The sequence below is a fragment of the Methylobacterium sp. CB376 genome (genome assembly GCF_029714205.1).
In the GTDB taxonomy this organism is placed as follows: Bacteria; Pseudomonadota; Alphaproteobacteria; order Rhizobiales; family Beijerinckiaceae; genus Methylobacterium.
Genome location: NZ_CP121648.1, coordinates 4,310,100 through 4,335,757, shown reverse-complemented (window position 1 = coordinate 4,335,757; position 25,658 = coordinate 4,310,100). Strand labels below are relative to the sequence as shown.

The 25,658-nt window shown below is 65.6% G+C and carries 17 protein-coding genes; 11 read left to right on the top strand and 6 right to left on the bottom strand.

Annotation, left to right across the window (positions count from 1 at the left end; genetic code table 11):
* Positions 1-200 precede the first annotated feature (200 nt).
* The 10 genes from QA634_RS19590 (at position 201) to QA634_RS19545 (ending at position 12,372) form a co-directional block, all read left to right on the top strand.
* Entirely contained in the window at positions 201-1,121 is a 921-nt protein-coding gene (locus tag QA634_RS19590; RefSeq protein WP_012333631.1) for a LysR family transcriptional regulator, read from the top strand.
* A 120-nt stretch (positions 1,122-1,241) separates the two neighbouring features.
* Complete coding sequence (locus tag QA634_RS19585) at positions 1,242-2,735, top strand: aldehyde dehydrogenase (RefSeq protein ID WP_012333630.1); 1,494 nt, start codon at positions 1,242-1,244, stop codon at positions 2,733-2,735.
* Between the two features lie 116 nt (positions 2,736-2,851).
* Positions 2,852-3,928: an ABC transporter substrate-binding protein gene (locus QA634_RS19580; RefSeq protein WP_012333629.1), complete on the top strand. Its 1,077-nt coding sequence runs from the start codon at positions 2,852-2,854 to the stop codon at positions 3,926-3,928.
* Positions 3,929-4,017: 89 nt separating this feature from the next.
* A complete protein-coding gene (locus QA634_RS19575) occupies positions 4,018-4,851 on the top strand; it encodes an ABC transporter permease (RefSeq protein ID WP_012333628.1) in 834 nt (277 codons plus the stop codon).
* A gap of 10 nt (positions 4,852-4,861) precedes the next feature.
* Positions 4,862-5,674 carry an ABC transporter permease gene (locus QA634_RS19570; protein WP_012333627.1) on the top strand — a complete coding sequence of 271 codons (813 nt, stop codon included), beginning with the start codon at positions 4,862-4,864 and terminating at the stop codon, positions 5,672-5,674.
* On the top strand, positions 5,671-7,323 hold the full coding sequence (locus tag QA634_RS19565) for an AMP-binding protein (protein WP_012333626.1): 1,653 nt from the start codon (positions 5,671-5,673) through the stop codon (positions 7,321-7,323). The genes QA634_RS19570 and QA634_RS19565 overlap by 4 nt, the downstream gene beginning before the upstream one ends.
* Positions 7,324-7,335: 12 nt before the next feature.
* The gene (locus QA634_RS19560) at positions 7,336-8,928 is read left to right on the top strand and encodes a phytoene desaturase family protein (RefSeq protein WP_012333625.1); all 1,593 of its coding nucleotides are present in this window, start codon (positions 7,336-7,338) and stop codon (positions 8,926-8,928) included.
* Positions 8,929-8,963: 35 nt separating this feature from the next.
* On the top strand, positions 8,964-10,037 hold the full coding sequence (locus tag QA634_RS19555) for an ABC transporter ATP-binding protein (protein WP_012333624.1): 1,074 nt from the start codon (positions 8,964-8,966) through the stop codon (positions 10,035-10,037).
* A gap of 7 nt (positions 10,038-10,044) precedes the next feature.
* Positions 10,045-10,896, top strand: a complete 852-nt coding sequence (locus QA634_RS19550; protein ID WP_012333623.1) for an amidohydrolase family protein — start codon at positions 10,045-10,047, stop codon at positions 10,894-10,896.
* 375 nt (positions 10,897-11,271) lie between these two features.
* Positions 11,272-12,372: an IS110 family transposase gene (locus tag QA634_RS19545; RefSeq protein ID WP_012333622.1), complete on the top strand. Its 1,101-nt coding sequence runs from the start codon at positions 11,272-11,274 to the stop codon at positions 12,370-12,372.
* A 445-nt stretch (positions 12,373-12,817) separates the two neighbouring features.
* Here the strand turns inward: QA634_RS19545 and QA634_RS19540 are convergent, their stop codons facing one another.
* From QA634_RS19540 to QA634_RS19515, 6 genes are all read right to left on the bottom strand, one after another.
* Positions 12,818-17,659, bottom strand: a complete 4,842-nt coding sequence (locus QA634_RS19540) for an NAD-glutamate dehydrogenase (protein WP_012333621.1) — start codon at positions 17,657-17,659, stop codon at positions 12,818-12,820.
* A 237-nt stretch (positions 17,660-17,896) separates the two neighbouring features.
* The gene (locus QA634_RS19535; RefSeq protein ID WP_043701393.1) at positions 17,897-18,271 is read right to left on the bottom strand and encodes a hypothetical protein; all 375 of its coding nucleotides are present in this window, start codon (positions 18,269-18,271) and stop codon (positions 17,897-17,899) included.
* A 287-nt stretch (positions 18,272-18,558) separates the two neighbouring features.
* A complete protein-coding gene (locus QA634_RS19530; protein ID WP_012333620.1) occupies positions 18,559-19,950 on the bottom strand; it encodes an aminotransferase-like domain-containing protein in 1,392 nt (463 codons plus the stop codon).
* A gap of 331 nt (positions 19,951-20,281) precedes the next feature.
* On the bottom strand, positions 20,282-21,517 hold the full coding sequence (locus tag QA634_RS19525; protein WP_012333619.1) for an NAD(P)/FAD-dependent oxidoreductase: 1,236 nt from the start codon (positions 21,515-21,517) through the stop codon (positions 20,282-20,284).
* Between the two features lie 129 nt (positions 21,518-21,646).
* Positions 21,647-23,080: an NAD-dependent succinate-semialdehyde dehydrogenase gene (locus QA634_RS19520; protein WP_012333618.1), complete on the bottom strand. Its 1,434-nt coding sequence runs from the start codon at positions 23,078-23,080 to the stop codon at positions 21,647-21,649.
* Positions 23,081-23,282: 202 nt separating this feature from the next.
* Positions 23,283-24,182 (bottom strand): dihydrodipicolinate synthase family protein, encoded by a 900-nt coding sequence (locus tag QA634_RS19515; protein WP_012333617.1) that lies wholly within the window; start codon positions 24,180-24,182, stop codon positions 23,283-23,285.
* A gap of 628 nt (positions 24,183-24,810) precedes the next feature.
* Here QA634_RS19515 and QA634_RS19510 point away from each other — a divergent pair.
* Positions 24,811-25,638 (top strand): hypothetical protein, encoded by an 828-nt coding sequence (locus QA634_RS19510; RefSeq protein WP_012333616.1) that lies wholly within the window; start codon positions 24,811-24,813, stop codon positions 25,636-25,638.
* Positions 25,639-25,658 lie beyond the last annotated feature (20 nt).

Below are 25,658 nucleotides of genomic sequence, written 5' to 3'. Positions count from 1 at the left end.
CGACGGCGACGCCCTCCGCAGCGATCGTTCAGCATGACGGTGGCAAGGTGCTGCGTCGCTCCGGCGGCCGCCGGAAGGGAGAGTCCGATGCCCTCGAGCCCGCTCGACCTCCCGCGCGCCGGGCTCCTGCGACCCGCGGATAGCGGGATGCAGGGGCTCGACACGGGGGAGCGGGGCCGCGCGCACGCCGCCGTGTCCCCGTGATCAACATCCGCCACCTCCTCGTCGTGAACCTCGTGATGGAACTCGGCTCCGTGAGCGCGGCAGCCCGGCGGCTGCGCATCTCCCAGCCCTCCATCACCAAGACCGTCCGGATGGCGGAGCAGGAACTCGGCATCAGCCTCTTCCTGCGGGTCGGAGGGCGCCTCCAGCCGACGCCGGAAGCCCGGCTCCTCCTGCCCGAGGTCAGGCGCCTGTCCGGCTTCGTCGAGACCCTGAAGGAGCTCGCCGACCAGATCCGCGACGGGAGGACGGGCCGGATCCGGATCGTCTGCAACTCCACGGTCGCGAACTCGGTCGTGCCCGAGGCCGTGGCCCGCTTCCGGGCGCTGTGGCCCGGCGTCACCGTCGACGTCATGGCCTACGCCACGAAGGAGGTGGTCGAGCGCGTCGCCCGCAACGAGGCCGATCTCGGCATCGCTGACACGCCCGTGCGGGACCCCGAACTGCGGGTGGAGGAGCTCTGCGAAGCCCAGATGGTCTGCGTGATGCGCGCCGACCATCCCCTGGCCGGGCACGCCGAGGTGAGGGTGTCGGACCTGCTCGCCGAGCCCGTGATCGCCTTCTCCGAGGACACTGTGCTCGGCCGCGCCATCCGCGAGGCGCTGAACGAGCGCAACCCCCGCTACCAGGTCGCCAGCACGATCAACCAGTCCACCGTGGCCTGCGCGCTGGTCGGACAGGGGGTCGGGGTGGCGCTGATCGACCCGTTCCCGGTCGCGGCCGGCGCCTTCGGCGGCCTGATCACCCGGCCCTTCGTTCCCCACATCCTGGTCCGGCCGGCCGTCCTGCGCCGCTTCGACCGTCCGCCCTCCCAGCCCGCCCTGGCGTTCGAGCAGGAGCTTCGCGCGGTCATCGCCCTGTTCGCCGCCTCGGACCCGAACATTCGGGCGCGGGCCTGAGCCCTCGCCCGTCCGTTCCGGTAACCATAGCTTTTGCGCACGAACTCGCTGCGGATTTTGTATTGGGAGCTATAGGCGCGGCCCTATAGCGTCGGCTGACCAACGAAGTCGCGGGCTCTCATGACGGATCAAACCCTAGGCAGCTGGAGCGAGCGGGCACGGGCCCTCTCTATCCGCAACGACGCGTTCGTCGAGGGCCGCTTCGTACCTGCGGCATCGGGCCGGACGTTCGACTGCGTCTTCCCGGGCACCGGACGGCGGGTGAGCCAGGTGGCGGCCTGCGAAGCGGACGACGTCGATCGCGCGGTCCGCTCGGCCCGGCGCGCCTTCGAGGCGGGATCCTGGTCGCGGATGGCGCCGGCCGATCGCAAGCGCGTCATGCTGCGCTTCGCGGACCTCCTCCTGGCGAACCGCGACGAACTCGCGCTGCTGGAGACCCTGAACGTCGGCAAGCCCATCACGAGCGCGCTGTCCGGAGACATCCCGAGCGCGGCGAACTGCATCGCGTTCTACGGCGAGGCGATCGACAAGATCTACGGCGAGGTCGCCCCCGCGCCCGCCGACTTCACCACCCTGGTGACGCGCGAGCCCCTCGGGGTGGTCGCGGCCGTGGTGCCGTGGAACTACCCCCTGTCGATGACGGCCTGGAAGCTCGGCCCCGCCCTGGCCGCCGGGAACTCGGTCGTCGTGAAGCCGGCCGAGCAGTCGCCGTTCACGGCGCTGCGGATCGCCGAACTCGCGATGGAGGCCGGACTCCCGCCGGGGGTGCTCAACGTCGTGCCGGGCCTGGGCGAGACGGCCGGCCGAGCGCTCGGCCTCCACATGGACGTCGACTGCGTTACCTTCACCGGATCGACGGAGGTCGGGAAGCTCTTCCTGCAATATGCGGGACGATCGAACGCGAAGCGGGTGAGCCTCGAACTCGGCGGCAAGTCGCCCCAGATCGTCATGGCGGATTGCGCGGATCTCGACGCCGCCGCGCAGGCGGTCGCCGCCGGGATCTTCACCAATGCCGGGCAGGTCTGCAACGCGGGCTCGCGGCTGATCGTCCAGGAGAGCGTCCGCGAGGAACTGCTCGAGAAGGTGGTGGCCCGCGCCCGCGCGCTCAAGCCCGGCGACCCGCTCGATCCCGAGACCCGGCTGGGGCCGCTGGTCAGCGAGCCCCAGATGGAGCGCGTGCTCGGCTACATCCGGAAGGGCCAGGAGGCAGGCGCGGCGGTCGTCGCCGGCGGCGGGCGCACCCTGCTCGACACCGGCGGCTACTTCGTCGAGCCGACCGTGTTCGACCGCGTCGAGAACCGCATGGCGATCGCCCAGGAGGAGATCTTCGGGCCGGTCCTCTCCACGATCTCCGTGTCCGGCTTCGACGAGGCGATCGCCGTCGCGAACGACACGATCTACGGCCTCGCCGCTTCGATCTGGACGACTGACCTGACCAAGGCGCACCGGGCGGCCCGCGCGATCCGGTCCGGCGTCGTCTACGTGAACTGCTTCGACAAAGGGTCGATGTCCGTGCCCTTCGGCGGCTTCAAACAGTCCGGCTTCGGACGCGACAAGTCCTTGCACGCCATCGACAAGTACATGGACCTGAAGGCGGTCTGGTTCGCGACCTGAGCCTTCAGCCTCCTGCGACGGACCGGAGCCCGGCCCCTCGCAGGATGCTGCGGAACGAGGCGCACAGCAGCACCAGGCACTACGAACGAAGCCAGCTCTAGCGATGGAGAGCCGACATGTCGAAGCCGAGCGCACCCGGACTTGGTGTCGCGAGTGGAACGCGGCCGACGCGCCGCTCTCTCCTCGCCGGAGCCGCCGGATTCCTGGCGGCCCCGGCCGTCCTCACCGGCAGAGCGCGCGCGGACACGACCCTGACGGTGACCTGCTGGGGCGGCGACTACCGGGCGGGCATCGACAGGATCTTCGCGCAGCCCTTCACGAAGGAAACCGGGATCGCCGTCCGTCTCGTTGACAATGCCGACCTCGCTCGCATGAAGGCGCAGGTCCAGACCGGCCGCGTCGAATGGGACGTTTTCGACAGTGTCGGACCGCAGATCACGGCCGGCGCGAAGGAGGGCCTCTGGGAGGAGGTCGACGGCAAGATCGTGGACCGCTCGGACCTCACCGCTCCCGGCGGGCCGAGCTATGTCGGGACCTACCTGTTCGCGGGCGGGATCGCGTACGATCCCAAGCGGTTTCCCGAAGGCAAGTATCCCGTCACCTTCAAGGATTTCTGGAACGTCGACGGCTTTCCGGGCCGCCGCGGCCTGCGCACCAGGGTGAGCGAGAACCTTGAGATCGCGCTGCTCGCCGACGGCGTCGCCCCGAAGGACCTCTATCCGCTGGACGTCGAGAGAGCCTTTCGGTTGCTCGATCAGATCAAGCCTGCCGTGAAGAAGTGGATCGAGACCACGCCACAATCGCTGTCTCTCGTCACCACGAACGAAATCGACTTCTCCTACACCTACATGTCGCGCGTGCGGCCGGCGCAGCTGGCCGGGAGCTCCGTCTCCCTGTCGACGCAGCAGACGCTCAACTCCCTCGAATATCTGGCCGTCGCCAAAGGCTCCCGCAACCGGGAGGCCGCGTTCCGCTACATCGCGTTCTGCCTGAGGCCCGACCGCCAAGCGGCCTTCGGCGAAATGCTGTTCTTCAGCCCAAATTCGCGCAAGGGATTCGAGGCCTCCACCCCGGCCGCCCGCCAGTACATGCCCGACATGGCGAGCCCGAAGAACGCGATCCTCAACGACGATTGGTGGGCGGACCGCTACACGCCGCTTCAGAAGCGCTTCACGGAGTGGCTCCTGGTCTGACGGAATCCCCGGACTTAATGACGCGACGCCTGCGCGAGGGCCGCGGTCAGCGACCGAGCGGTCATGGTCGGATATCAACGGAGAGGGATGTGAGCCACGCCATCGACACGCGGGCCGCCGTGCTGCTGCTCGCCCCGCTCGTCCTCGTGATGCTGGCGTTCTTTCTGTTCCCGACGCTGACCATCGCCTGGACGAGCGTCGGGGGAGCCGCGCTCGACCCGACAGCCTACCGCGAGATGGCCACGAGCACCCTCATCCGGCGGGTGCTCTCGGCCACGTTCGAGATCAGCCTGGAGGCCACGGCGGCGAGCCTCGTCCTCGGCTACGCCATGGCGATATACTTGATGCGGCAACCGCCGCGCCGCCGCGCCCTCCTGATGATCCTGGTGATGCTGCCGTTCTGGACCAGCATCCTGGTGAAGAGCTTCGCCTTCACGATCGTCCTCGGCGATGCCGGGCTCGTCAATACGGCACTCCGCTGGATCTCGGGCGGGGCGGTCTCGGTCTCGATGCTGTTCAACCGCGTCGGCGTGCTGCTCGGGATGATGAACTTCCTGCTGCCGTTCATGGTCCTGCCGATCTTCGCGAACCTCCTCGCGCAGGATCCGGCCCTGCGCCGCGCGGCGGAGACAATGGGGGCGGGGCCGGTGCGCATCTTCTGGCGCATCACGCTCCCGCTCAGCCTGCCGGGCGTGCTGTCGGGCGTGATCATGTCGTTCGCCCTGTCCGTGGGGTCCTACATCACGCCGGCCCTGCTCGGCGGGCGCACCGACATGATGATGGCCAACCTCATCGACTTCTACACGCGCCAGACCCTCGACTGGCCAATGGCGTCCGCGGTCGCGATGGTGCTGCTCGCCATCACGGGCGCGATGGTGCTGCTCCTCACGCGCGTTCGCCGTGGCGACGCCGCGATCCTGTGAGCCGCGCGCCGTGAACCGCGCTCTCGTCGATCGACCGACCCGCGCATGGCGCCTCGCCGGGGGCTTGGCGGCCTGGGCCGGGTTCCTGTTCCTGCTCATGCCGACGCTGATCATCGTCCCGATCTCGCTCGGCGGGGCGCGCGAGCTCAGCTTCCCGCCGCGGGAGCTCTCGTTCGGCCTCTACCGGGAGTTCTTCACGGACCCGTCCTGGTGGGGCGCGACACTCCAGAGCCTGAAGATCGGCATTCTCACGATGGTGACGAGCCTCGTCCTGGCGGTGCCGGCCTCCTACGCGCTCGTGCGCGGGGCCTTTCGCGGGCGCCGGGCTCTCAACCTTTTCCTGGTCAGCCCGATCCTCGTACCGGTCGTCGTTCTCGGGCTCGGCTTCTACCTCCAGTTCGCTGGGCTCGGCATCGGCGGCACCGACCTGAGCCTCGTTCTGGCTCACACGGTCCTGGTTTCACCATTCGTGATCGTGTCCGTCTCGGCCGGCCTGCGGCAGATCGATCCCGCGCTTGAGACCGCCGCGACGATCATGGGCGCGGGCCGCGCGCGGGTGTTCTTGAAGATCGTGCTGCCTCAGATCCGCGGCTCCCTCGCCGTCGGTGCCCTGTTCGCGTTCCTCCTGTCCTTCGACGAGGTCGTGGCTTCGTATTTCGTCAGCGGTCCAGCCACGATGACCCTTCCGGTGAAGATGTACAGCGCTCTGCGCTGGGAAATTTCACCCGTGATCGCGGCCGTCTCCGCGATCCTCACCGCGATCTCGCTGGCCTTCAGCCTCGCGATGCTTCGCCTGCAAACCGATACGACCGGACACTCATGACCAAGCGCGCCGACATCCTGAACCAGCCCGTGCCGTCGGTCACCGAGCGCCGGCGGACGATCGAGGCGGAGCCGCTTCCCGCGAACATTGCGGTCCTTCTGGAGGAGGCCGCGGACGCGGCGCGCGACCGCCTGGCCTGGAACTTCTTCGAGAGCGGAGAGCAGGCGACCTACGGCGAGGTGCGCGAGCGCGTCGGCGCGCTCGCGCGCGGGCTCCTCGCGCGTGGCGTCCGCAAGGGCGTGCACGTCGGCGTGATGCTGCCGAACATCGCGGCCTTTCCGCTCTCCTGGCTTGCTATCGGCACGATCGGGGCCGTGATGGTGCCGATCAACGTCACCTATCGCGAGCGGGAACTCGCCTACGTGCTGAACGACAGCGAGGCCGAGTTCCTGATCCTGCACGAGACGGCTCGCGACGTGTACGAGCGCGCGCGGGCGGGCGGCAGCATCGCCCTGCCGGCCGAGCGGGTGCTCCTCGTCGATGGAGCCGCGGGCCCCTACACCGCCTTCCGCGATGCGTTCGAACCCGGCTCCGAGCCCTTCACGGCGCCCGAGCCGGTCGGCCACGCGGACCTGCTCAACATCCAGTACACGTCGGGAACAACCGGATTTCCCAAGGGCTGCCTCCTCACCCAGGAATACTGGATCATCGCCGGCAAGGTGAACGCGCGCCGCGACGGGCGTGCCTACGAGCGCATCCTCGCCTCGACCCCGTTCTTCTACATGGACCCGCAGTGGCTCCTTCTGATGACCCTCTATCAGCGGGGGACGCTGTTCGTCGCGGAGCGCCAGAGCGCGACCCGCTTCATGGGGTGGGTGCGCGAGCACGCGATCAACTTCTGCCTGCTGCCGCTGCTCGTCTTCAAGCAGCCGCCTCATCCCGACGACCGCCGGAACGCGGTCGTACGCGCCAACATGTACGGCGTACCGCGCGATCTGCATGCCGCGGTCGAGGAGCGGTTCGATCTCTTCGCCCGCGAGGCCTTCGGCATGACCGAGCTCGGTCCGACCATGTTCATGCCCATCGAGGCGGTCGACAAGGTGGGGTCCGGCTCGTGCGGCGTGCCCGGCCCGTTCCGGGAGTGCCGCGTCGTCGATGAGCAGGGCGACACCGTTCCGGCGGGCGCATTCGGCGAACTCGTCGTGCGCGGTCGGGGGATCTTCAAGGGTTACTACAACCGGCCGGAGGCAACGGCCGATGCCTTCTTCGGCGAGTGGTTCCGGACGGGCGACGTGTTCCAGCGCGACCGGGACGGCTACTTCTCCATTCTCGGCCGGACCAAGGACATGATCCGGCGATCGAGCGAGAATATCGCGGCCCGGGAAGTCGAAGCGGTGCTGCAGGGCGCCAGAGAGGTCGTGGAGGCCGCGGTCGTGCCGGTGCCGGACGAGGTCCGCGGCGAGGAGATCAAGGCCTACCTCGTCCTGGAACCGGGGTCGGCGGGCGACGAGGCCGCCCTGGCCTCCATCATCGCGCATTGCCGTGCCAACCTCGCGCCGTTCAAGGTCCCGCGCTTCTACGAGTTCCGGCCGGACCTGCCCAAGACGGCCTCGAACAAGATCGCCAAGCACCGGCTCACCGCGGAGCTGCCCGACCTCAGGCTCGGCAGCTACGACAGGGTCGCGGGTGCGTGGCTCAAGGCGTCGTAGAGGGGGCATCCGATGGCGGACAACTATGACGCGGTGATCGTCGGAGCCGGCCATAACGGCCTCGTCTGCGGGGCCTACCTCGCCCGGGCCGGCCTGAGCACGCTCGTCCTGGAGCGCCGCCCGATGATCGGCGGCGCCTGCGTGACGGAGGAGGTCTGGCCCGGCTACCGGGTTTCGACCGCGTCCTACGTCATGGCGCTGATGCAGCCGAAGGTGATCCTCGACCTCGAACTCGCCCGGTTCGGCTTCGAGGCGCTGAAGCCGCCGCCGATGTTCCAGCCCTTCCCGGACGGCCGCTCGCTCATCTTCTTCGACGAAGAGGCCCGCACCTGCGCCGAGATTGCGAAATTCTCGGCCAAGGATGCCGCCGCGTATCCCGAGTACCGCCAGCACCTGCAGGCGCTCGCGCCGTTCATGCGCCGCATCATCTGGGAGACGCCGGTCGACATCACCGCCATGGGTCCCAGGGACCTGATCAAGACGGCCAAGTTTCTTTGGCGTTACCACGACATTGGGGCCGACTTCTACAAGCTCTACGATCTCCTGACGTTGAGCGCCTACGAGTACCTCGGCCGCTGGTTCGAGAACGACGCGATCAAGGCGGCGCTGGGGTTCTACGCGGCGGGCGGCGGCGGCAGCGCCGGGCCCCGCACGCCGGGGACCGCCTACGTCCTCCTGCGGCCGCTCGTGCGTGACCACGAGACCGCGGCGGGCGGCTGGGGCTTCATCCGCGGCGGGATGGGCACGATCAGCGACGCCATTGCTGCGTCCGGGCGGCGTCACGGGCTCGAGATCCGGACCGACGCCGAGGTCGCCGCCATCACGGTCAGGGACGGCGCCGCCACGGGCGTGACCCTGGCGTCCGGTGAGGAGATCCGGGCCAAGCGCGTGATCGCGAATGCCAGCGCGAAGACGACCTTCCTGAAGCTCGTCGACGGCCGCGAACTCTCGAACGAGTTCAAGGGGACGATCCGTGCCTTCCGATCCAAAGGCTCGGTCTACAAAGTGCACCTTGCACTCGACGACCTGCCGCGCTTCACGGCCTTCGATCCGCAGGCGGCCGGCTTCGCTTACCCGGCCCAGGTGCGGATCGGCCCGAGCATCGACTACCTCGAACAGTCCTTCGACCCGGTCAAGTACGGGTCCTATGCGCGCCGCCCCTTCGTGGTCGCCATGACGCCGAGCGTGGTCGATCCGACGCTCGCCCCGCCGGGGCGCCACCTAATGAGCGTGATGGCGGGCCACGCCGCCTACGATCTGCGGGGCGGCTGGACGGAGGACGCGAGGCAGGACCTGATCACGGTCGTGACCGACACCCTGTCGGACTACGCGCCCGGCAACCGGGACAGGATCGTTCACACCCACGTCTACTCGCCCGCCGATCTCGAGCGGGTTTTCGACCTCCCGGGCGGGCACGTCCACCACGGAGAGATCAGCGCCGACCAGATCTTCTTCCGCCGCCCCGCCCCGGGCTACGCGGATTATCGGTCGCCGATCCGCGGTCTGCACCTGTGCGGTGCGTCCGCCCATCCGGGCGGGGGAGTCACCGGCGTGCCGGGCCACAACGCTGCCCGGGACATCCTCAAGGACCTCCGCCGGCATTGAGCCGCCCCCGCGACACCAGCCCAGGAAGCCGTCCCGTGTCGAAGATCAGCCTGGAGGCGCTCAGCAAGCGGTATGGCGAATTTCGCGCCCTCACAGATTTCAGCCTCGAGGTCGCGAGCGGCGAGTTCGTCAGCCTGCTCGGGCCGAGCGGCTCCGGCAAGACGACCCTTCTGAACCTCATCGCCGGTATGACGCGGCCGTCGAGCGGCCGGATCCTGATCGACGGCCTGGACGTGACGCACGTGCCGCCGAGCAAGCGCAAGCTCGGGATGGTGTTCCAGAACTACGCGCTCATGCCCCACATGACCGTGTTCGAGAACATCGCCTTCCCGCTTGAGGTCAGGGGCGTCGGCAAGGCGGAGATCCGGCGGCGGGTCGGCGAAGTGCTCGACCTCATCCGGATGCCGCACGTCGCCGAAAGACGGCCGAAGGAACTCTCGGGTGGGCAGCAGCAACGCATCTCGCTTGCCCGCTGCATCGTCTACAAGCCGGCCCTCATCCTCATGGACGAGCCGCTCGGCGCACTCGACAAGAAACTGCGGCAGGAGATGCAGATCGAGATCAGCCGGCTTCACCGCGAATCCGGCATCACCATGCTGTACGTGACGCACGATCAGGAGGAGGCACTCACGATGTCCGATCGGATCGTTCTCATGAAGGACGGGCGGGCGGCGCAGTGCGGCACGGCCGACGAGCTCTACTTCGAGCCGAACTCCCCCTACGTTGCCGACTTCATCGGCGAGTCCAACCTGATGCCGGGACGCATCGTGTCTCAGCAGGGATCGGATCTCACGCTAAGCCTGGGCGACGTGAGGATGACCGCACCGCGTCCGTCCTTTCCGGTCGAAGTCGGTGAAGAGATCACGCTCCTCGTCCGGCCCGAGTTGGCGGCCCTCGCCACCGCACCGTCGCCGACCCATCCGCTCGCGGGGGCCTTGGAGGCGTCTCTCGTCGTCGGAGCCAACGTCCGACACGTCGTGCGGCTCGCGACCGGGGCGCGGTTCCTCGTCCAGGAATTCAACCACCGCCACCGCGAGAAGCTGGAGATTGGCGTCGGCGTCTTCGTCGGATGGCGCGAGCAGGACGCGCGCGTCCTGCCCCCGGCGTGAGGATCACATGATCATCGATTTTTCGAGCCGGCCGCCGCTGCCGGAATTCAGCCGGCAGGCGGGTCATCTCGCGAACTACCGGCGGGTCTACCAAGCGAGCGAAGCGAAAGTGTCGAAGGAGACCGGGCCGGAGGCGCTGAAGGCCTACCTCGCGGCCTACGATGCCGTCGATGCGCGTCATGTCGTGGTCAAGGCGCGCGACCTTGAGACGACCTTCGGCTTCAAAATCGCAAACGAGGATGTTGCGGCCTTCTGCACGGCGCAGGGCGGCCGGTTCGTCGGCTTCGCGGGCGTGGACCCCCACAAGGGCATGGACGCGGTGCGCGAGCTGCGCCGTGCTGTCCGGGACCTTGGGCTGAGAGGCCTCAACATCCAGTGCTTCGAGCACAGGCTCGCGCCCAACGACAAGCGCCTCTACCCACTCTATAGTGCCTGCATCGACCTCGACATCCCGGTCAACATCCATACCGGGCTCAACTTCTCGACCGAGAGCCTGATCGAGTACGGGCGGCCTTCTCACCTCGACGAGGTGATGACTCACTTTCCCGAGCTCAGGGCCTGCGCCTCGCCGCCAGGCTGGCCGTGGGTGCAGGAGCTGATCGCGGTCGCGTGGCGACATCGGAACCTTCGCATCGGCGTTGTCGCGATCCGGCCGAAGCTGCTGACCACCTCCCAATCGGGCTACGAGCCCCTTCTGGCGTTCGGAAGCCGCAATCTTCAAGATCAGTTCTTGTTCGGCACCGGCCACCCAATGCTGCCCATCGAGCGGACCGTTGCGGAGCTCGACGCTCTCCCACTTACGAATATGGTGCGGCGCAAATGGGCTTACCAGAATGCCGCAGATTTCTTGCGTATCTGAAATAGCAATACCCACGACAAGAAGCTGATTTTTTGCCCCCTGATCTCGACTTTGGCCAATCACCACGGCCTGGCGGACCGTATCCTCCTACACGTCCGAGCATACCGAAGGAGTTTCGTGCGCTCACGCAGTCCACGGCACATCGTGGAAATTCCTGACAGGCGTATTACAAGCTCGCCTCGGATTACCGCTGCTCGTTACTGTAACCGGGCTGGATTGCTTCCGGCGCATCGGCGGAACGAAGTCGCTTGCTGGCCCTGCTCCTGACCACGTGCGTAACCCGAGGCCGCCGACCGCGGATTGGCCAAAGATACCATGCAGGAAGCTGGAGCTTGGATCATCCACCAACTTCCTGAAATCGGACCGGAGTTGGCCATGTCTGACCGCGAACAGATCCAGACGAACCTGCCTGACCTTGCTGTGTTCGTGACGCTGGAACTCAGCAAGTCGGCCAGGTTCCTGGCCGCGCAGGCCATCCCGAGTGGGAAGACCTCGGCACACCGGCTCAGCGGCGGAGATGTGGAGGGTCTGCTCGCTCTGCTGCGCCGCCTGCAAGCCCGCGAACAGCGCAGCTCTGGCCGGGAGTTGGCGGTCATCCTCGGCTACGAGGCTGGTTACGACGGCTTCTGGCTGCAGCGCCGCCTCGCGGCCGAGGCGATCACCTGCTTCGTCATAGATCCCGGCAGTCTCCAGGTGGACCGCCGTGCCCGACGGGCCAAGACCGACCGACTCGACGCGGCCATGCTGCTCCGAGCTCTCATGGCGTGGTGCCGCGGCGATTACGCCGCCTGCCGCATGGTTCAGGTGCCCTCGGTCGAACGCGAGGATGCCCGGCGCACCCATCGCGAGCGGCAGCGCCTGATCGCCGAGCGGGTTCAGCACGTCAGCCGGATCAAGGGCCTGCTCGCGACACAAGGCGTGTACACCTTCCAACCGCTGCGCCGGGATCGTTCGGAGCGGCTGGCAGAGGTCCGCACCGGCGATGGGCGCGAGCTGCCTCAGCGCCTGCGCGGTGAGGTCGAACGTGAGTTCCGGCGGCTGGAACTCGTGCTCGAGCAGATCGCGGCAGCCGAGGCTGAGCGGGACGCCGCCGCGGCCAATCCCGCGATCGAGGACGCCGACGCCGAGAAGGTGGTGCGTCTGGCCCGTCTCGGCGGCATCGGCACCGAGTTAGCCACGGTGCTGGTGCGCGAGGCGCTGTACGGGCCATTCGACAACTGCAAGCAGGTGGCCGCCTACGCTGGCCTCACGCCAAGCCCATACGCCAGTGGCGACCGTCAGCGTGACCAGGGCATCTCGGAGGCCGGCAACCCGCTGCTCCGCAAGTCGATGATCGAGTTGGCTTGGCTGTGGCTGCGCTATCAGCCGGGTAGCGGGCTGGCCCGCTGGTTCGTCGAGCGGGTCGGCACGGGACGCGGGCGCATCCGCAAGATCACGGCGGTCGCCCTGGCGCGCAAGCTGCTGTTCGCCCTATAGCGCTACCTCGCCACTGGGCTGGTTCCGAGGGCGCGCACCTGAAGGGAGCCTGAGGATCGAGGTTCGTCCGCCGGGCCGATAGACGGCACGTCGGGCGAGCGGGGCAGGTGTGTGACCGGAGCTCGACGGGGTTTGCTGCCGTCGCCAAAGATGGGTCCCGCCGCCTTCAGCCGGTGCGCCTCGCATGAGGCACCTTGGTCAGGAACGTCCTGTTCCGCCGGATACGAGTGGATCCGCGGGCCCAGCGCCCGCACAACATCCCGGCTCCCGCCCGTCCGAAACGGTCGTTGCCACCTTGCGGAAACGCCTCATAAGTGTCGAGCTCAGGTTTGTGGCGGTTGGTCGGGTACCATCACGGCGACGGCGGCGGTCGCCAGGCCCTGCCGCCGCATCTTCTGCGCCGCATAGAAGACGAGCGTGTGTTGCACTCGTCGGTGTGAGTGAACTAGCCCCGCACGAGGTCACCGAGCAGGCTCGCTGCCACGGTCGTTTTCGAGAGTGTGAGTCCCGAGGCGGCGATGGCGTCTACTGTGTCGCGGATCCGGGTGCGCGCGGAGCCGCGCGCCCGGATCCATGCCGATACCGCTTCTGGGCCGGCGCCGATGTCTGCAATCACCTCCGCCGTCAGCTTGCGGTGGGCGCTCGCGATCCCCGTCACCGCCCGGTCCAAAGCGACCCGGTCGAATGTGTCAGCGACAGCCACCGTCCGCGCCGCGGCGGCAAGGTCGCCGAGGCGGAAGGCGTGCTCTATAGCGAAGTGAGTTGCCGCCACCTCCTCAACCGGCCGGCCGCTAACCTCGGCGACGCGCACGATGTCGGGAGCCGAGACCATCGCAGTGAGCGAGGCGAGCCGCCTGGCTTGCACCGGGGCCATGCCCGCCCCGGTCAGCTCCGCCACTCTTGCCTCGATCACTGCCCACGCCTCCTCGCCGAGCACCTTGGGCAAAGCTGCCTCGACGGCCGCAACGCCGTCGCGGTAGCGAGCGATGATCGGCGATAGTCCGACCGCGAGGTCGAGGTTGCGAATGAACCAGACGATGCGATTGGCGAGTAGGTCCTGCACCTCGGCGTAGAGGCTAAGCTGCGCCTGGCCCCCAATCCGCCCCCCGAGTCCGTCGATCGCGAGGTTCAGCTCCATTAGCCCGAAGGCGTCCCGCGTCACCGCGTAGGCCTTGGCGATAGCCGCCGCGTCCGCTCCCGTGCTGTCTACAAGTCGCGTTACGAGGGAGGGGCCGCCGCGATTGACGATGATGTTGGCGAGCGCCGTCGCGATGATCTCTCGGCGCAGCCGGTGACCCTTCACTTCGTGCGGAAAGCGCTCACGCAGCGCTTTTGGGAAATAGCGCTGCAACTCTCGGTCGAAGTACAGATCGTTCGGCACTGTGCTGTCGAAGATCGCATCATGCAGCCACAGCTTGGCGTAAGCGAGCAGCACCGCATATTCCGGCCGCGTCAGCCCCTCACCGCGGCGCATGCGCTCGGCGAGCGCTGCGTCGTCAGGCAGAAACTCCACCGCCCGGTCAAGGCGGCCTTCCGCCTCCAAGGCCTGCATAGTCCGCATCGCGAAGCCGGTCTCGCCGACGCCACCGTGCAGCGCCAGCGACAGGGCGAGCGTCTGCAATTCGTTGTTGCGCAGGACAAGGCGGCTGACCTCCTCCGTCATGTCAGCGAGCAGCGCGTTGCGGGACTTATCGGTGAGCCGCCCGTCGCGCTCCGGGCCCATCAGCGCGATCTTGATGTTCACTTCCACGTCTGAAGTGTTGACTCCAGCCGAGTTGTCGATGGCGTCGGTGTTGAGCCTCACGCCCCTGCGCGCCGCCTCGATGCGCCCGCGCTGCGTCAGCCCGAGATTAGCGCCCTCGCCGACCACCCGCGCCCGCAGGTCCGTGCCCGTCACCCGGATGGCATCGTTGGCGCGGTCGCCCGCCTCGTCGTCGGTCTCGCTCGTGGAGCGGACGTAGGTGCCGATGCCGCCGAACCAGAGCAAGTCGGCAGGGGCCTTGAGAATCGCCTGCATTAACTCGGCCGGTGTTACCTCGCTTCGGTCGAAGTGGAGCGCCGCCTGGGCTTCTGGCGAAAGCGGGATCGTCTTCAGCAAGCGGGAGAACACGCCGCCGCCGGCCGAGATCAGCGACCGATCGTAGTCCACCCAGGACGAGCGGCCGAGATCGAACAGCCGCTTGCGCTCGGCGAAGCTTCGCGCAGCGTCGGGGTTCGGGTCGAGGAAGATGTCACGATGGTCGAAGGCTGCCAGCAGCCGGAGGGTCGGCGACAGCAGCATGCCGTTGCCGAACACATCGCCGGACATGTCGCCAACGCCGACCACGGTGAAGGGATCGGATTGGGTGTCCACGTCCATCTCGCGGAAGTGGCGCTTGACCGCCTCCCAGGCGCCCCGCGCAGTGATGCCCATGCCCTTGTGGTCGTAGCCCTGGCTCCCGCCCGACGCGAAGGCGTCCCCGAGCCAGTGGCCGCGCTCCAGCGAGATGGCGTTCGCCACGTCCGAGAAGGTCGCGGTGCCCTTGTCCGCCGCGACCACGAGGTAAGCGTCGTCGGCGGGATCGTGCCGCACGGTGTCCTTTGGAGGCGCGATGGCGCCGTCCACGATGTTGTCGGTGAGCGAGAGCAGGGTGCGGATGAAGATCCGGTAGCTCTCGGTGCCCTCGGCCATCCAGGCCTGGCGGTCGGAGGCCGGCGGCAGGCGCTTGGGGAAGAAGCCGCCCTTGGCGCCCACCGGCACGATCACGGCGTTCTTGACCTGCTGCGCCTTCACGAGGCCGAGGACCTCGGTGCGGAAATCCTCCGGCCGATCCGACCAGCGCAGGCCCCCGCGGGCGACGTAGCCGAAGCGCAGGTGCACGCCCTCGACGCGCGGCGAGTAGACGAAGATCTCGAAGAGCGGCCGCGGCAGCGGCATTCCCACGACTTTCGCGCAGGCGAACTTGAAACTGATCGTGTCGCGCGGGCCTCCTTCCTCAGCCACCTGGAAGAAGTCCGTACGCAGGGCCGCTTCGACAAGGTTCACGAAGCGGCGCAGGATCCGATCCTCATCGAGGCTGGTGACACCGGACAACGCAGCCTCGATCTCGGCCCGCGCCACAGCTTCGGCTGCCACCCGGTCGCCTGTAGCAGCCGGATCGAACCGGGCGCGAAACAGGGCGACTAGCCCCTTGGCGATCACCGGGTGCCGCGCGAGCGTGCCAGCGATGTAGTCCTGCCCGTAGCGGATGCGGAGCTGGCGCAAGTACCTCCCGAGCGCTCGCAGCAGCGCCGCCTCGCGCCATGGCAGGGCGGCCTCAAGGACAAGGCGGTTGTAGCCATCGGACTCGGCGAGCCCATCGGCGACTGCCAGCATAGCCTCTTCGAGCACCGCCGCCTCGGCGAGGCTTATATCCGCACCCGTGGCACGCTCCAGGAGCATGTCATATAGCCAGACGCGGTCACCCTCGCCGACGCCAGAGGGCCGCACCTGGTAGGTGCGTTCGTTGATTACCCGGAAGCCCAGGTTTTCCAGGGCCGGCACGCGGTCGGACAGGGCAATCGAGGTGCCGCGCGAGAAAGCTTTGAGGCGGATCTGGTTCGCGGGATCGGTATCGCGGCGACCGATGTCGACTCCCCGCGGCCGGTCGGCCTTCAAGCGTTCGAGGATCGCGACGTCAGCGACCGCTACCTCCGGCAAGTAATTGTCACGGTATGCGACGGAGAATGCCTCGGCATAGCGCGCGGCCAACATGCGAGCACGGGCGCCGTCGCTGAGCGTGGCCAGCGCCGCGCGCAGGCTGTCGCCCCAGGTGCGCACGATCCCCGCGATCTCGGCCTCCAGCGCGCTGGGATCGCGCTCCGGCACGCCTGGCTCGGACAAGCCGATGATGTAGTGGGTTCGCGCCAGCGGCCCCTCAGGGAAATCCGGGTAGGCCGCGGAGAGATGGCCGCCGTAAGTCTCGGCGAGGTGGGCACCGATCCGGGCGCGCACAGTCGAGTCGTAGCGGTCTTTCGGCACGTAGACGAGCAGTGAGACGAAGCGGCCAAACTGATCCGGTCGCGACAGCACACGCAGGCGCGGCCGATCGGCAAGGCTTGCAATCGCCAGGGTGAAGTGGGTCAGCCGGTCGAGGTCGATCTGAAACAGTTCGTCGCGCGGATAGGTCTCCAGCACCGCGAGCAGGCTGCGCCCTGCATGGCTCGTAGGGTCGAGGCCAGCGCGATCGGCCGCCGCCGCCGCCTTGCGGCGCAGGATCGGCACCTCGTGGGCGGGATTGGCGTAAGCGGAGGCCGTGAACAGACCCACCACCCGCACCTCGCCAGACAGCTTGCCGTCCGCTGAGAACAGCTTGATCCCGATGTAGTCGAGGTAGCCCGCTCGGTGCACTCGCGCCTTAGCGCTGGCCTTGGTGATGATGAGCGCCTGCGGCTCCTGCAGGAAGGTGAGGATCTCCGGAGTGTAGTCGATCCAGCCGGGACCGGGCCGCAGCACTGCCGCGCCGCGATCACGCAGCACGCCGAGGCTAGACTCGGGCACCAGCGAGTACGTCTCACCCGCAATGCCGTGTTCCTGCATGCCGAGCAGGGTGAAATGGCCGTCCGCGAGCCAGTCGAGGAAGGCGCGCGCCTCAATCGTCTCGACCTCCGAGAGCAGCGGGGACCCTTGCCCGATGCCTGCAGACAGAGCGGCGAGGCGGACGCGCATCGCCTCAGCGTCGTCACTCACCAGCGCTACGTCGCGGTAAACCTCGCCGAGCTCGGCCTCCAGCCGCTCCCGCGCCGCCCCCTCGATCCGGTCGAGATGGATGTGGATCAGGCTCTCGCGGGCGAGCCCGCCGTGTGCCTCGGCCGTGGTCTCGCCGACGACCCGGACGAGGGCGCCGCCCGCGTCGCGCTCGACGCCAAGGATCGGGTGGGCCACGAAGTCAGGGGTCAGGCCGTGCTCAGTCAGCGCGGCCAGCGTCGAGTCGAGCAGGTAAGGACGGTTGTCGTTGATCACCTCAATCACGGTGATCTCACATGGCTGGGCGCTGCGCTCGATCGTGGCATCGCGCAGCCGCAGCCGCGCCGGATCGCCCGGCCGTCGGGGCTCAGCCAGGAAAGCGCGAGCGTCGCAGGCGAGGTCGGCGAGCACCGCGGCGGGATAAGAGGTCAGATCCTCCGGGGGCACCCGTCCGAACAGGTCACGCACGAAGCCTCCCCGCCCACCTGCTCGCGTGACCGCTTCGGCGGCCGTCTTGATGAGGCCGGTGCAGGCATTCTCTGCGTCAGAGGACGGCAGTACGGGGGTGGTCTCACGTGTCACAGCTCTTCCCCATTCGGATCGTGAGCGCACCAACAAGTATCAATATCGATGCGCAACACACAGCGTTTTTTTTCTAGCTCGTGACGTACGATTAATCGGAAATAACGATAAAATGGTTCGGATCGCTCCATCAGAGACGGGTAGGCTCGCACCGTCCACATAACTCAGATTTTCCAATTTTAATGAAATCGTCATTGGACCCGCACGGATTACTTCATCATTTCTGCTCGCGCTGTCTCAGCAAGCGGGACGTGCCCGCGCCACCCGGCAAGCAGCCAGATCCCAAGCACCACAACGCACGCTTTTCAGGAAGATCGGTCGGGAGAAATCCGGAGGCTCGTCGAGCGCGGTAGCAAGCGATTTGACCGACGCCCAGTCGGTCTCAGCCGCAACGACGTCGCCCGCCTCGCCCGGCGCACCGACAGTGTCGTCCATGTAAAGCTGGCTGCCCCGGGTCGAGCGGGCACCGATCTCGATTATGCCGAGGCGATAGGTGCCTACCCCGATCACGAGACGCGCGGGATCCGCCGCACCGTCACCTTCGCCGCAGCGACCGACCGTCCGTTCCACGCTCTCGATCTCCCCGCGCGCATATTCGTGCAGCACATCCATTGGGGCGCCTATAAAGCCGGGACAATCGAGGAGGCGTGCATTCGCCCCATCGTTGCGGATTTGCATGGCAGTCGTAAACTCCGATGGCCTTTGACGCGCTCAGATTTCAAACAACCGCGACGCACAACATGACATTCATCGCTTCTGAATTTTGAAGCGCGAGCCACTAAGCGCACGCTCAAATTCTCAAGTCAGCCGTCCGAAATAACGACGGAGTGGTTGCACTCGCCTTCGACACCTCTCGACAGTAAAAATCATTGGCGCCTCTTCGCTGCCTATTATCAAGTTCAAGCGACAGAGAAGACGCTCAGAGGTGGCCGAGCAAGGATCTCGCTAAGGATGGAGAGAGCACCGGAAAGCTCGCTTAGATCGTCTGGCGCACCTAGGCACACGCGAACGGCGCCCGGATCGTCGTCATCAACAGTGGAGGCGGTCGGAGGCGTTACGAGGATGCCCTGCCCGCGTGCCGCCGAAGTGAAACGCGATGCGGACCATTCCTGCGGCAAGGGCAGCCAGGCGTAGAAAGGGGGATTGTCCAGCTTCTCCACAAACGGAAAGAACTTCGCGAAGAGACGATACCGCTCGGTTGCCTGCCGCCTCCGCTCACGAATCAGCTCATCGAGCCTGCCGCTCTCGAGAAGACGAACCGCCAGGTCACCCAAGATGGGTGCAGCGAACCATGAGGAGGCGTGGACAAATAATTCAGCCCGACCCTTGAACGCGGGAGGAACCGAGAGTGTTCCGAGCCGAAAACCCGGTGCGACACACTTAGAATAAGACGTTGCATAGAAACTTCTTTCGGGCACGAGCGCCGCGATCGGAAGCGGCCTTTCAGGATAGAAGAAACTGTAGACGTCGTCCTCAATAATGAGGAGGTCAAGTTTTTCGGCCAATTCGGCAATGCGCTTTCGTCGCTGGAGACTCATGGTCCGCGCTGTCGGACTTTGTAGAGTCGGCATAGAGTAATAGACGCGGGCACCAGAAAGCCGGCACGCTGCCTCCAAGGCGTCAGGATCGGTGCCTTCATCATCAAGATCAACCGGCACGAGCGTGAGTGAGTTCGCGACTGCGATCGCCTTGAAGCCCGAGTAGGTGAGCCGATCGACGAGTATCTTGTCGCCTGGCTGTGCCACGAGACGCACGGCAATGTCGAGGGCATGCTGAGCGCCGTTGCACAGATACAGCAGCGCGGGATCAACGCTGAACGCATCATCCGAAATGGAGCGGGCAATGACTTCGCGATGATGCCCGATGCCTGAATGGGGATGATAATCGAGTAGTGGCGCTAGTTCTTGGGGACGGTAGACATCGCTCAGGAGCCCAGAGAGAACATCCGCCTCGCGACCATGAGCTGGCACATTGAGGGCCATGTTCACGGCTTGCGGCGCGGCCGCGCCGATTGGGACGGTCGATGCGCGCCTGCGCACAAAAGTCCCCTGCCCGACATGGCTGCTGACGATGCCCCGTTGCTCCGCCTCTTGATATGCTTTGCTGACAGTACCAACTGATAATCCGATCTGCGCAGCCAGTTCACGGTGCGGCGGGAGGCGCGAGCCGTCGACTAGACGGTTCTCCACGACGTCCTGCTCAAGCGCATTTACCAGAGCAAGGTAGCGCGGACCTTCCGACGACAGCTCCCGGGGCAGCCAGCCGAAAAACTTGGTCTTCTCCGAGGCCATGAAGCAATTTTCCTTGCGCTGATCTATCAACCGTAGGTCCGACTCTAGCGACCGCGTGTGACCAACGAATTAGCTCTTCGTTCGTATGGGTTCAGGCAGGTGGCACCAGTGGCGCGGCTGAGACACTCTTTCACCACGATCTCTGGGATACACGGCTTCAATCCGTGAACACAGGAGGAACGCGGCAACCGAACTCCACATTGACATTGATCAGGCCTGATGCAAGAAGGGGCAGTGCGGTACATGTACCAGGTCAAAGCGTTGAAAGTGAAGCGCTTGTTCAGTCGTTTCGCAGGAGATTTGCGCGGCCGCCCCGCAGTCGCCCCCACACCTACCTGACGCCGTACGGCGCGAGTGGGATGCGAGGGCGCCGGCCCGCGACGATGTCGGAAATCAAGGCAGCCGTCATAGGCGCCCCGCTGATCCCCAGGTGACCGTGCCCTGTCGCGAACAGGATGGCGGTGTGCTTCGGATGCGGTCCTATAATGGGTAGGCTGTCCGGAGTGGATGGACGGATGCCCATCCAATGTCGCACCGTACTGACTTGAAGGTCCGGTATCATACGGCGGGCTGCCACGAGAAGCTTGTCCGTCTGACTACTCCTGATAGGCGCGTCGGCCTTGTCGAATTCCGCTATGCCGACCACTCTCAACTCTTCTGAGAGCGGAGTCGCGACAAAGGCTGAAGCCGTGTCGGTGACGGGGCGGCTGATCGCGCCAGCGACATCCGACAGCGCCACATGGTAGCCTCGCTCACTCGCCATGGACAAGTATACGCCGAGGCTTCTCGCCAAATCACGACTGGCGATGCCGGCGGCAATGACGATCAAGTCGCAGCGATGAGAACCCAACGTTGTATGGAGCGTCACAGCCTCCGATCCCGGCTCAATGGACAAGACGCGCGCGTGCTGCACCTTCGTGTCGAATGATGTAGCGCGTGCATTTAAGCGCTCCACTAGCGCCACAGGAGAATCAACGTAACCGCTGCCCGGAAAGTAGACGCCGCGCTGATAGTCCTTGGACAGGTTCGGTTCTAGTTGCCGGATGTCTTCAGCGGAAATTTTCTCAAAGGTGGCCCCGTGGCTCATCCGCAACCGCTCGATTTGATCGTCGAGTCGGCCGCGCGTGGACTCTCGATAGACATGAAGAGCACCGCTAGGTCGGAAGATTTTAGTCCATTCGTCATCGCCCAGCAGGTCTTTGTATAGATCGGAGCACGGCGCATTAAGCGCGTTGAGAGCAGTGTATGTTTTCTCCCATCTCTTCGGAGAACCCGTCTCAATGAAACGCAGGAGCCATCCGATATTCCGAGGAAGCTCTCGAGCAGCGAGATGTACGGGTCCATTCCTGTCAGCAAGCCATCTCAGCGCACGCCACATCACCCCCGGATAGGACATCGGCAGCGAGGTCCCGGCATTGTACTGGGCACCGTTGCCCCAGGAGCAACCATGACCGACCTTGCCTTCCTCGAACACAGTCACGCGATGGCCTTCCCTGGAGAGGGAGAGGGCGCAGCTGATGCCGATGAGCCCTCCTCCCACAACGGCAATAGACCTCGCTTGTACCATTCGAACCTCCCGAGATTAGGGCGAGTCTATGCTAAGCGAAAAGCTCTACGGCTCTTCGGTAGATCGGACTCGCGCTAGCTCTGTGGGTCGACGGAAGGTTCTCCCGACGTAGAAAGAACCACGTCGCGCTCAGACGTGAAGGTGGCCTACGTATTTCTTACTCATATAGGCCTCAAGACCCTCAATCCCGCCCTCACGCCCCCAGCCACTATCTCCGACGCCGCCGAAGGGCGTCTCAGGGATTGTAACAACCATCTGGTTGATCCCGATGACACCGACAGCTAGTTCTTCGGAGATGCGGTTCGCCGTCGCTGAGGAACTCGTGAAAGCGTATCCGGCTAGGCCGTAGGGCAGCGAATTCGCCCGCGCGAGCGCGTGGCCGATGTCTTCGACCGGCTGCACGAGGGCCAGCGGGCCGAATGGTTCGTGCGACATCGCCTTAGCGTGATCCGGAATGTCCGCGAGGATAGTAGGCTTGTACATGAGCCCGACCCCGTCGATACGCTCTCCGCCGGCGATGAGCCGAGCCTGGTGCGAGAGAGCATCCGAAATCAGGTCGTCCATGGCAGCGACGCGGCGGGCGTTCGCGACAGGTCCGACCGTCGTCTCGGGCCACAGGCCGTCGCCGACCACCTGCTTCTCGACGAGAGCGCGCGCGTGCTCCAGATACTCCTCGTAAGCGGGGCGTTCTACGAAGAAGCGCGTCGGCGACGTGCAAACCTGCCCCGTGTTACGCAGCTTGACCGCCATCGACAGCTCGGCGGCGCGACGGATATCGGCGTCCTTCGCAACAATGACTGGGGCATGTCCGCCGAGTTCCATCGTGGCCAGCGTCAGCGTCTCTCCCGCGATGCGCGCAAGATGGCGGCCAACTGGGGTCGATCCGGTGAACGAGATCTTGCGGATCACGGGAGATCTCAGAAGATACTCCGAGACTTCTGCCGGGTTGCCGAATACAACGTTGAGCACGCCGGCCGGTAGGCCGGCATCGCTAAGCGCACGCGCAATCTCTAGCGTCGTGCCCGGAGTTTCCTCAGCCGGCTTGATGATGCAGGTGCACCCTGCCGCCAGAGCAGGCGCGATCTTTCGGGCCGGGGTCACGGCCGGGAAGTTCCACGGGGTAAAACAGGCGACGGGGCCGATCGGCTCCTGCGTCACGGTTTGAAGCATGCCGGCGAGTCGGGCAGGGATGATGCGCCCGTAACTCCGCCGTCCCTCTTCGGCGAACCAATCGAAGAACTCTGCCGCAGCTGTGATCTCTCCCTTGGCCTCTGCAAGCGTCTTGCCCTCCTCGAGCGTCAGCACAGTCGCGATGTGAACGAGTCGCTCACGCATGAGGATGGCGGCGCGCCGCAGGATCTGCCCACGCTCATAAGGCGACGTGCGCTTCCAGCCGTGGAAGGCGCGATCTGCCGCCGCGAGCGCTCGATCCAACTCCGGCCGGCCGGCGTGAGGCAGCGTGCCGAGCGGCTGCTCTGTTGCCGGATTGAGAACCACTTCGCTGCCGGCACTGGCTTCCTCAATCCACTCGCCATCAATAAATAGGGCCAATTTCGTATACATAGCCGTCCTTCAGAAAGTGCGGGCTTTCGCACGCGAATGCCGATCGAAACGAGCCCGGATAGCTCGGTCCGGAAATTTACGAGGTCCTCTCACCTAACGCGCCCACGATCCCGGTGCGCACGCAACCATCTACGTGCTCGCAACGTCACCCTTTGTTTGATCGGACGTTCCGGAGAGAGGCGTGGGCGGACGCCGTGATGCTTCAGGTCTTCGCCCAGCGGCTCAGCCCGGCCTCTCCGATAATCTTGGCAATCGCAGCTTTCTGGTCGCCGGTCAGGGGAAGCAGCGGCAGACGCGGCCCACCTGCGTCACGTCCAAGCTGTGTCATGGTCTCTTTGATTGCGGCGTAATAGGCGCCTGATTGGAAGCAGCGGTAGAATGCGAAGACATCGCGGCCCATGTCATCCACGGACTCACCGCCTTTCAACGCTTGATCCCAGTAATCGCGAATGAGAGGCCCCGCGATCTGATGTGCCATGGCGATGACGCCGTGAGCACCTACCGCACGGGCCGGTACGATCATGGTTTCGTACCCCACGAACACGCGAAGGCTGCCGCCGACACGCTGCACTAGCTCGGTGACCTGATTAATCAGCCCGGAGCTGTCCTTGATTGCAACGACCGTGGGAAGCTTGGAGAGCTGCTCGACCAGCGCCGGATTGATATCAATACCTGCGCGCCTTGGGCTGTTGTACAGCATCAACGGCAGCGAGCTGCTCCGAGAGACGTGCTCAAAGAAGGCGACGATCTCACGCGGGCTTGGCATGGCGTAAATGGGCGGCAGAATCATCCCACCGACGCAACCCGCTGCGACCGCGGCCTGGCAGGCATCAACCACATCCTCAACGCGGAGGTCGGCAACTCCGGCCAAGACGGGAATTCGACCGGCTACATGATCGACCGTGAGCTTATAGAGGCGGGCGCGCTCACTGATCGTGAGTGCATAGAACTCGCCCGTGCTACCGGCCGCAACGATGCCGCGAGCACCGTTCCTGATCGCTTCATCGATCAGCTCCTTGTATCGCAGCTCGTTGATAGACCCGTCTGGCCCAAACGGGGTTACGAGAACCGGGAAGATGCCGCCCCAGTCAATATTTGCCATAGCAGTGTCCTCCAGAATGAGTTGATGTTTGAGCGAGAGCGGCCGCGAGCGGACCGAGTATGCACGCTTTGATGTAGCCGACTTCCTCACCGCCTATGGCAGGGAGCCCCAGCCTCTCGCGAACCTTGATCCGGCCAAGACCCAATCGGGCATCTTTAGGCCGGCTCGGGCGCGCCACTTATTAAGGCCACGGAAGCCCCCTGCGAACACAGGCGCCTCGACGATTGCCGTTCCATACTCATTCCTGGCCCGCCGCGTCCTATGTCATTCGCATCATGCTATATATCAATCCGGGCGCATGACACAAGCACGATCTGCGGTTTTTCGGTCTTGTTCGGTCCACAAAACTACGGCATATGGAAACACGATGCGCGCAATGCCGGCACATTGGTCCGCAATCCAGCGCCCAATGGGCCCGTCTTGCACCATCTTCGCAGGCGTGGTGCACGCCTCGTGGCGTTTTTCCGACCGCCGTCGCTGTTCGCGGAGCGAGCATCGACTCGTCACGCCTCTGTGGACGAGCCGTCTTAGCCCGCCGAGAGAGGATTTCCCGTCTTGAGGTAGGTCGAGGCCCAGCTCTCGGCGTCGGCGCTCGACATGTCCGTCACAGGCCCGAGGATGACATCACATGAAACCTTCTATCACGCATGTATCGGGATCGACCGACGCGGTCGGTGTTTTTGGCGCCGGACGCCTCGGGGACGCGGTCGCCACCCGAATGAGGGAGGGAGGCAAGCACGTCATTACGTGGAGCCGTCGCTTCGGTGATTCCGCATCGCCTCCGGTAGCTGGCAAGAAATCTGGCAACGATTTCAATGTTGTCATACAGTCTCGCGTCATTTTCTCCGCAATCCCGAACCAAGCCTTGGTGGGGCTAGCTGAGCGCCGTGGTCTTCGCAGCTTCGATGGCGTCATGTTCGCCATGGGGATCGACGCCGAGGTGAGCATCGTGCGCCAGGCTCTCCCGAATGCGCTGGTGACGCGGCTCAGCCCGGCCATTCCCCAGGACGGGGGCGAAGTTCGTTCGATCGGACTTCTGGACGATGTCGCGCGGGCCGATCCTCGAATTTCATCAGCGATCGCGGCTCTCCAGCTACTGGGCCCGACCAGTTGGATGGAAGAGGAACAGGCCTATGATCTGATGACGCTCCTAGCGGGTCCGCTCCTGACACTAATCAGGTCATCACTCGCAAGGACGATAGAGGACAGTTTAACCGAACGTGGTCTCACGCCCGCAGCGCTGGACGATGTGATGCACGTCGTGTTCGATGAACTAACCAGGAGGCTGCGTGGACACCACGCGGCCTCGAAGCAAGCGGAGGGCCACAGGGCCACGCCGGGAGGCGTCACGGAGGTGGCCCTGTCATACTCTACGCAGGTGAGCGAACAACTTGGCGCTATCGTCGGCAAGATGCTCGGTCACATGCAGCGCCTGAGAGTACCAGCACAGGAGTGATCGCGGGCCGGCCTGGCCGT

Excerpts from the sequence above, each read along its gene's own strand:
- QA634_RS19560 (WP_012333625.1), top strand. The coding sequence starts at position 7,336 with ATGGCGGACAACTATGACGCGGTGATCGTCGGAGCCGGCCATAACGGC.
- QA634_RS19545 (WP_012333622.1), top strand. The coding sequence starts at position 11,272 with ATGTCTGACCGCGAACAGATCCAGACGAACCTGCCTGACCTTGCTGTG.
- QA634_RS19520 (WP_012333618.1), bottom strand. The coding sequence starts at position 23,080 with ATGTATACGAAATTGGCCCTATTTATTGATGGCGAGTGGATTGAGGAA.
- QA634_RS19565 (WP_012333626.1), top strand. The coding sequence starts at position 5,671 with ATGACCAAGCGCGCCGACATCCTGAACCAGCCCGTGCCGTCGGTCACC.
- QA634_RS19525 (WP_012333619.1), bottom strand. The coding sequence starts at position 21,517 with ATGGTACAAGCGAGGTCTATTGCCGTTGTGGGAGGAGGGCTCATCGGC.
- QA634_RS19515 (WP_012333617.1), bottom strand. The coding sequence starts at position 24,182 with ATGGCAAATATTGACTGGGGCGGCATCTTCCCGGTTCTCGTAACCCCG.
- QA634_RS19530 (WP_012333620.1), bottom strand. The coding sequence starts at position 19,950 with ATGGCCTCGGAGAAGACCAAGTTTTTCGGCTGGCTGCCCCGGGAGCTG.
- QA634_RS19550 (WP_012333623.1), top strand. The coding sequence starts at position 10,045 with ATGATCATCGATTTTTCGAGCCGGCCGCCGCTGCCGGAATTCAGCCGG.
- QA634_RS19535 (WP_043701393.1), bottom strand. The coding sequence starts at position 18,271 with ATGGATGTGCTGCACGAATATGCGCGCGGGGAGATCGAGAGCGTGGAA.
- QA634_RS19580 (WP_012333629.1), top strand. The coding sequence starts at position 2,852 with ATGTCGAAGCCGAGCGCACCCGGACTTGGTGTCGCGAGTGGAACGCGG.
- QA634_RS19585 (WP_012333630.1), top strand. The coding sequence starts at position 1,242 with ATGACGGATCAAACCCTAGGCAGCTGGAGCGAGCGGGCACGGGCCCTC.
- QA634_RS19510 (WP_012333616.1), top strand. The coding sequence starts at position 24,811 with ATGAAACCTTCTATCACGCATGTATCGGGATCGACCGACGCGGTCGGT.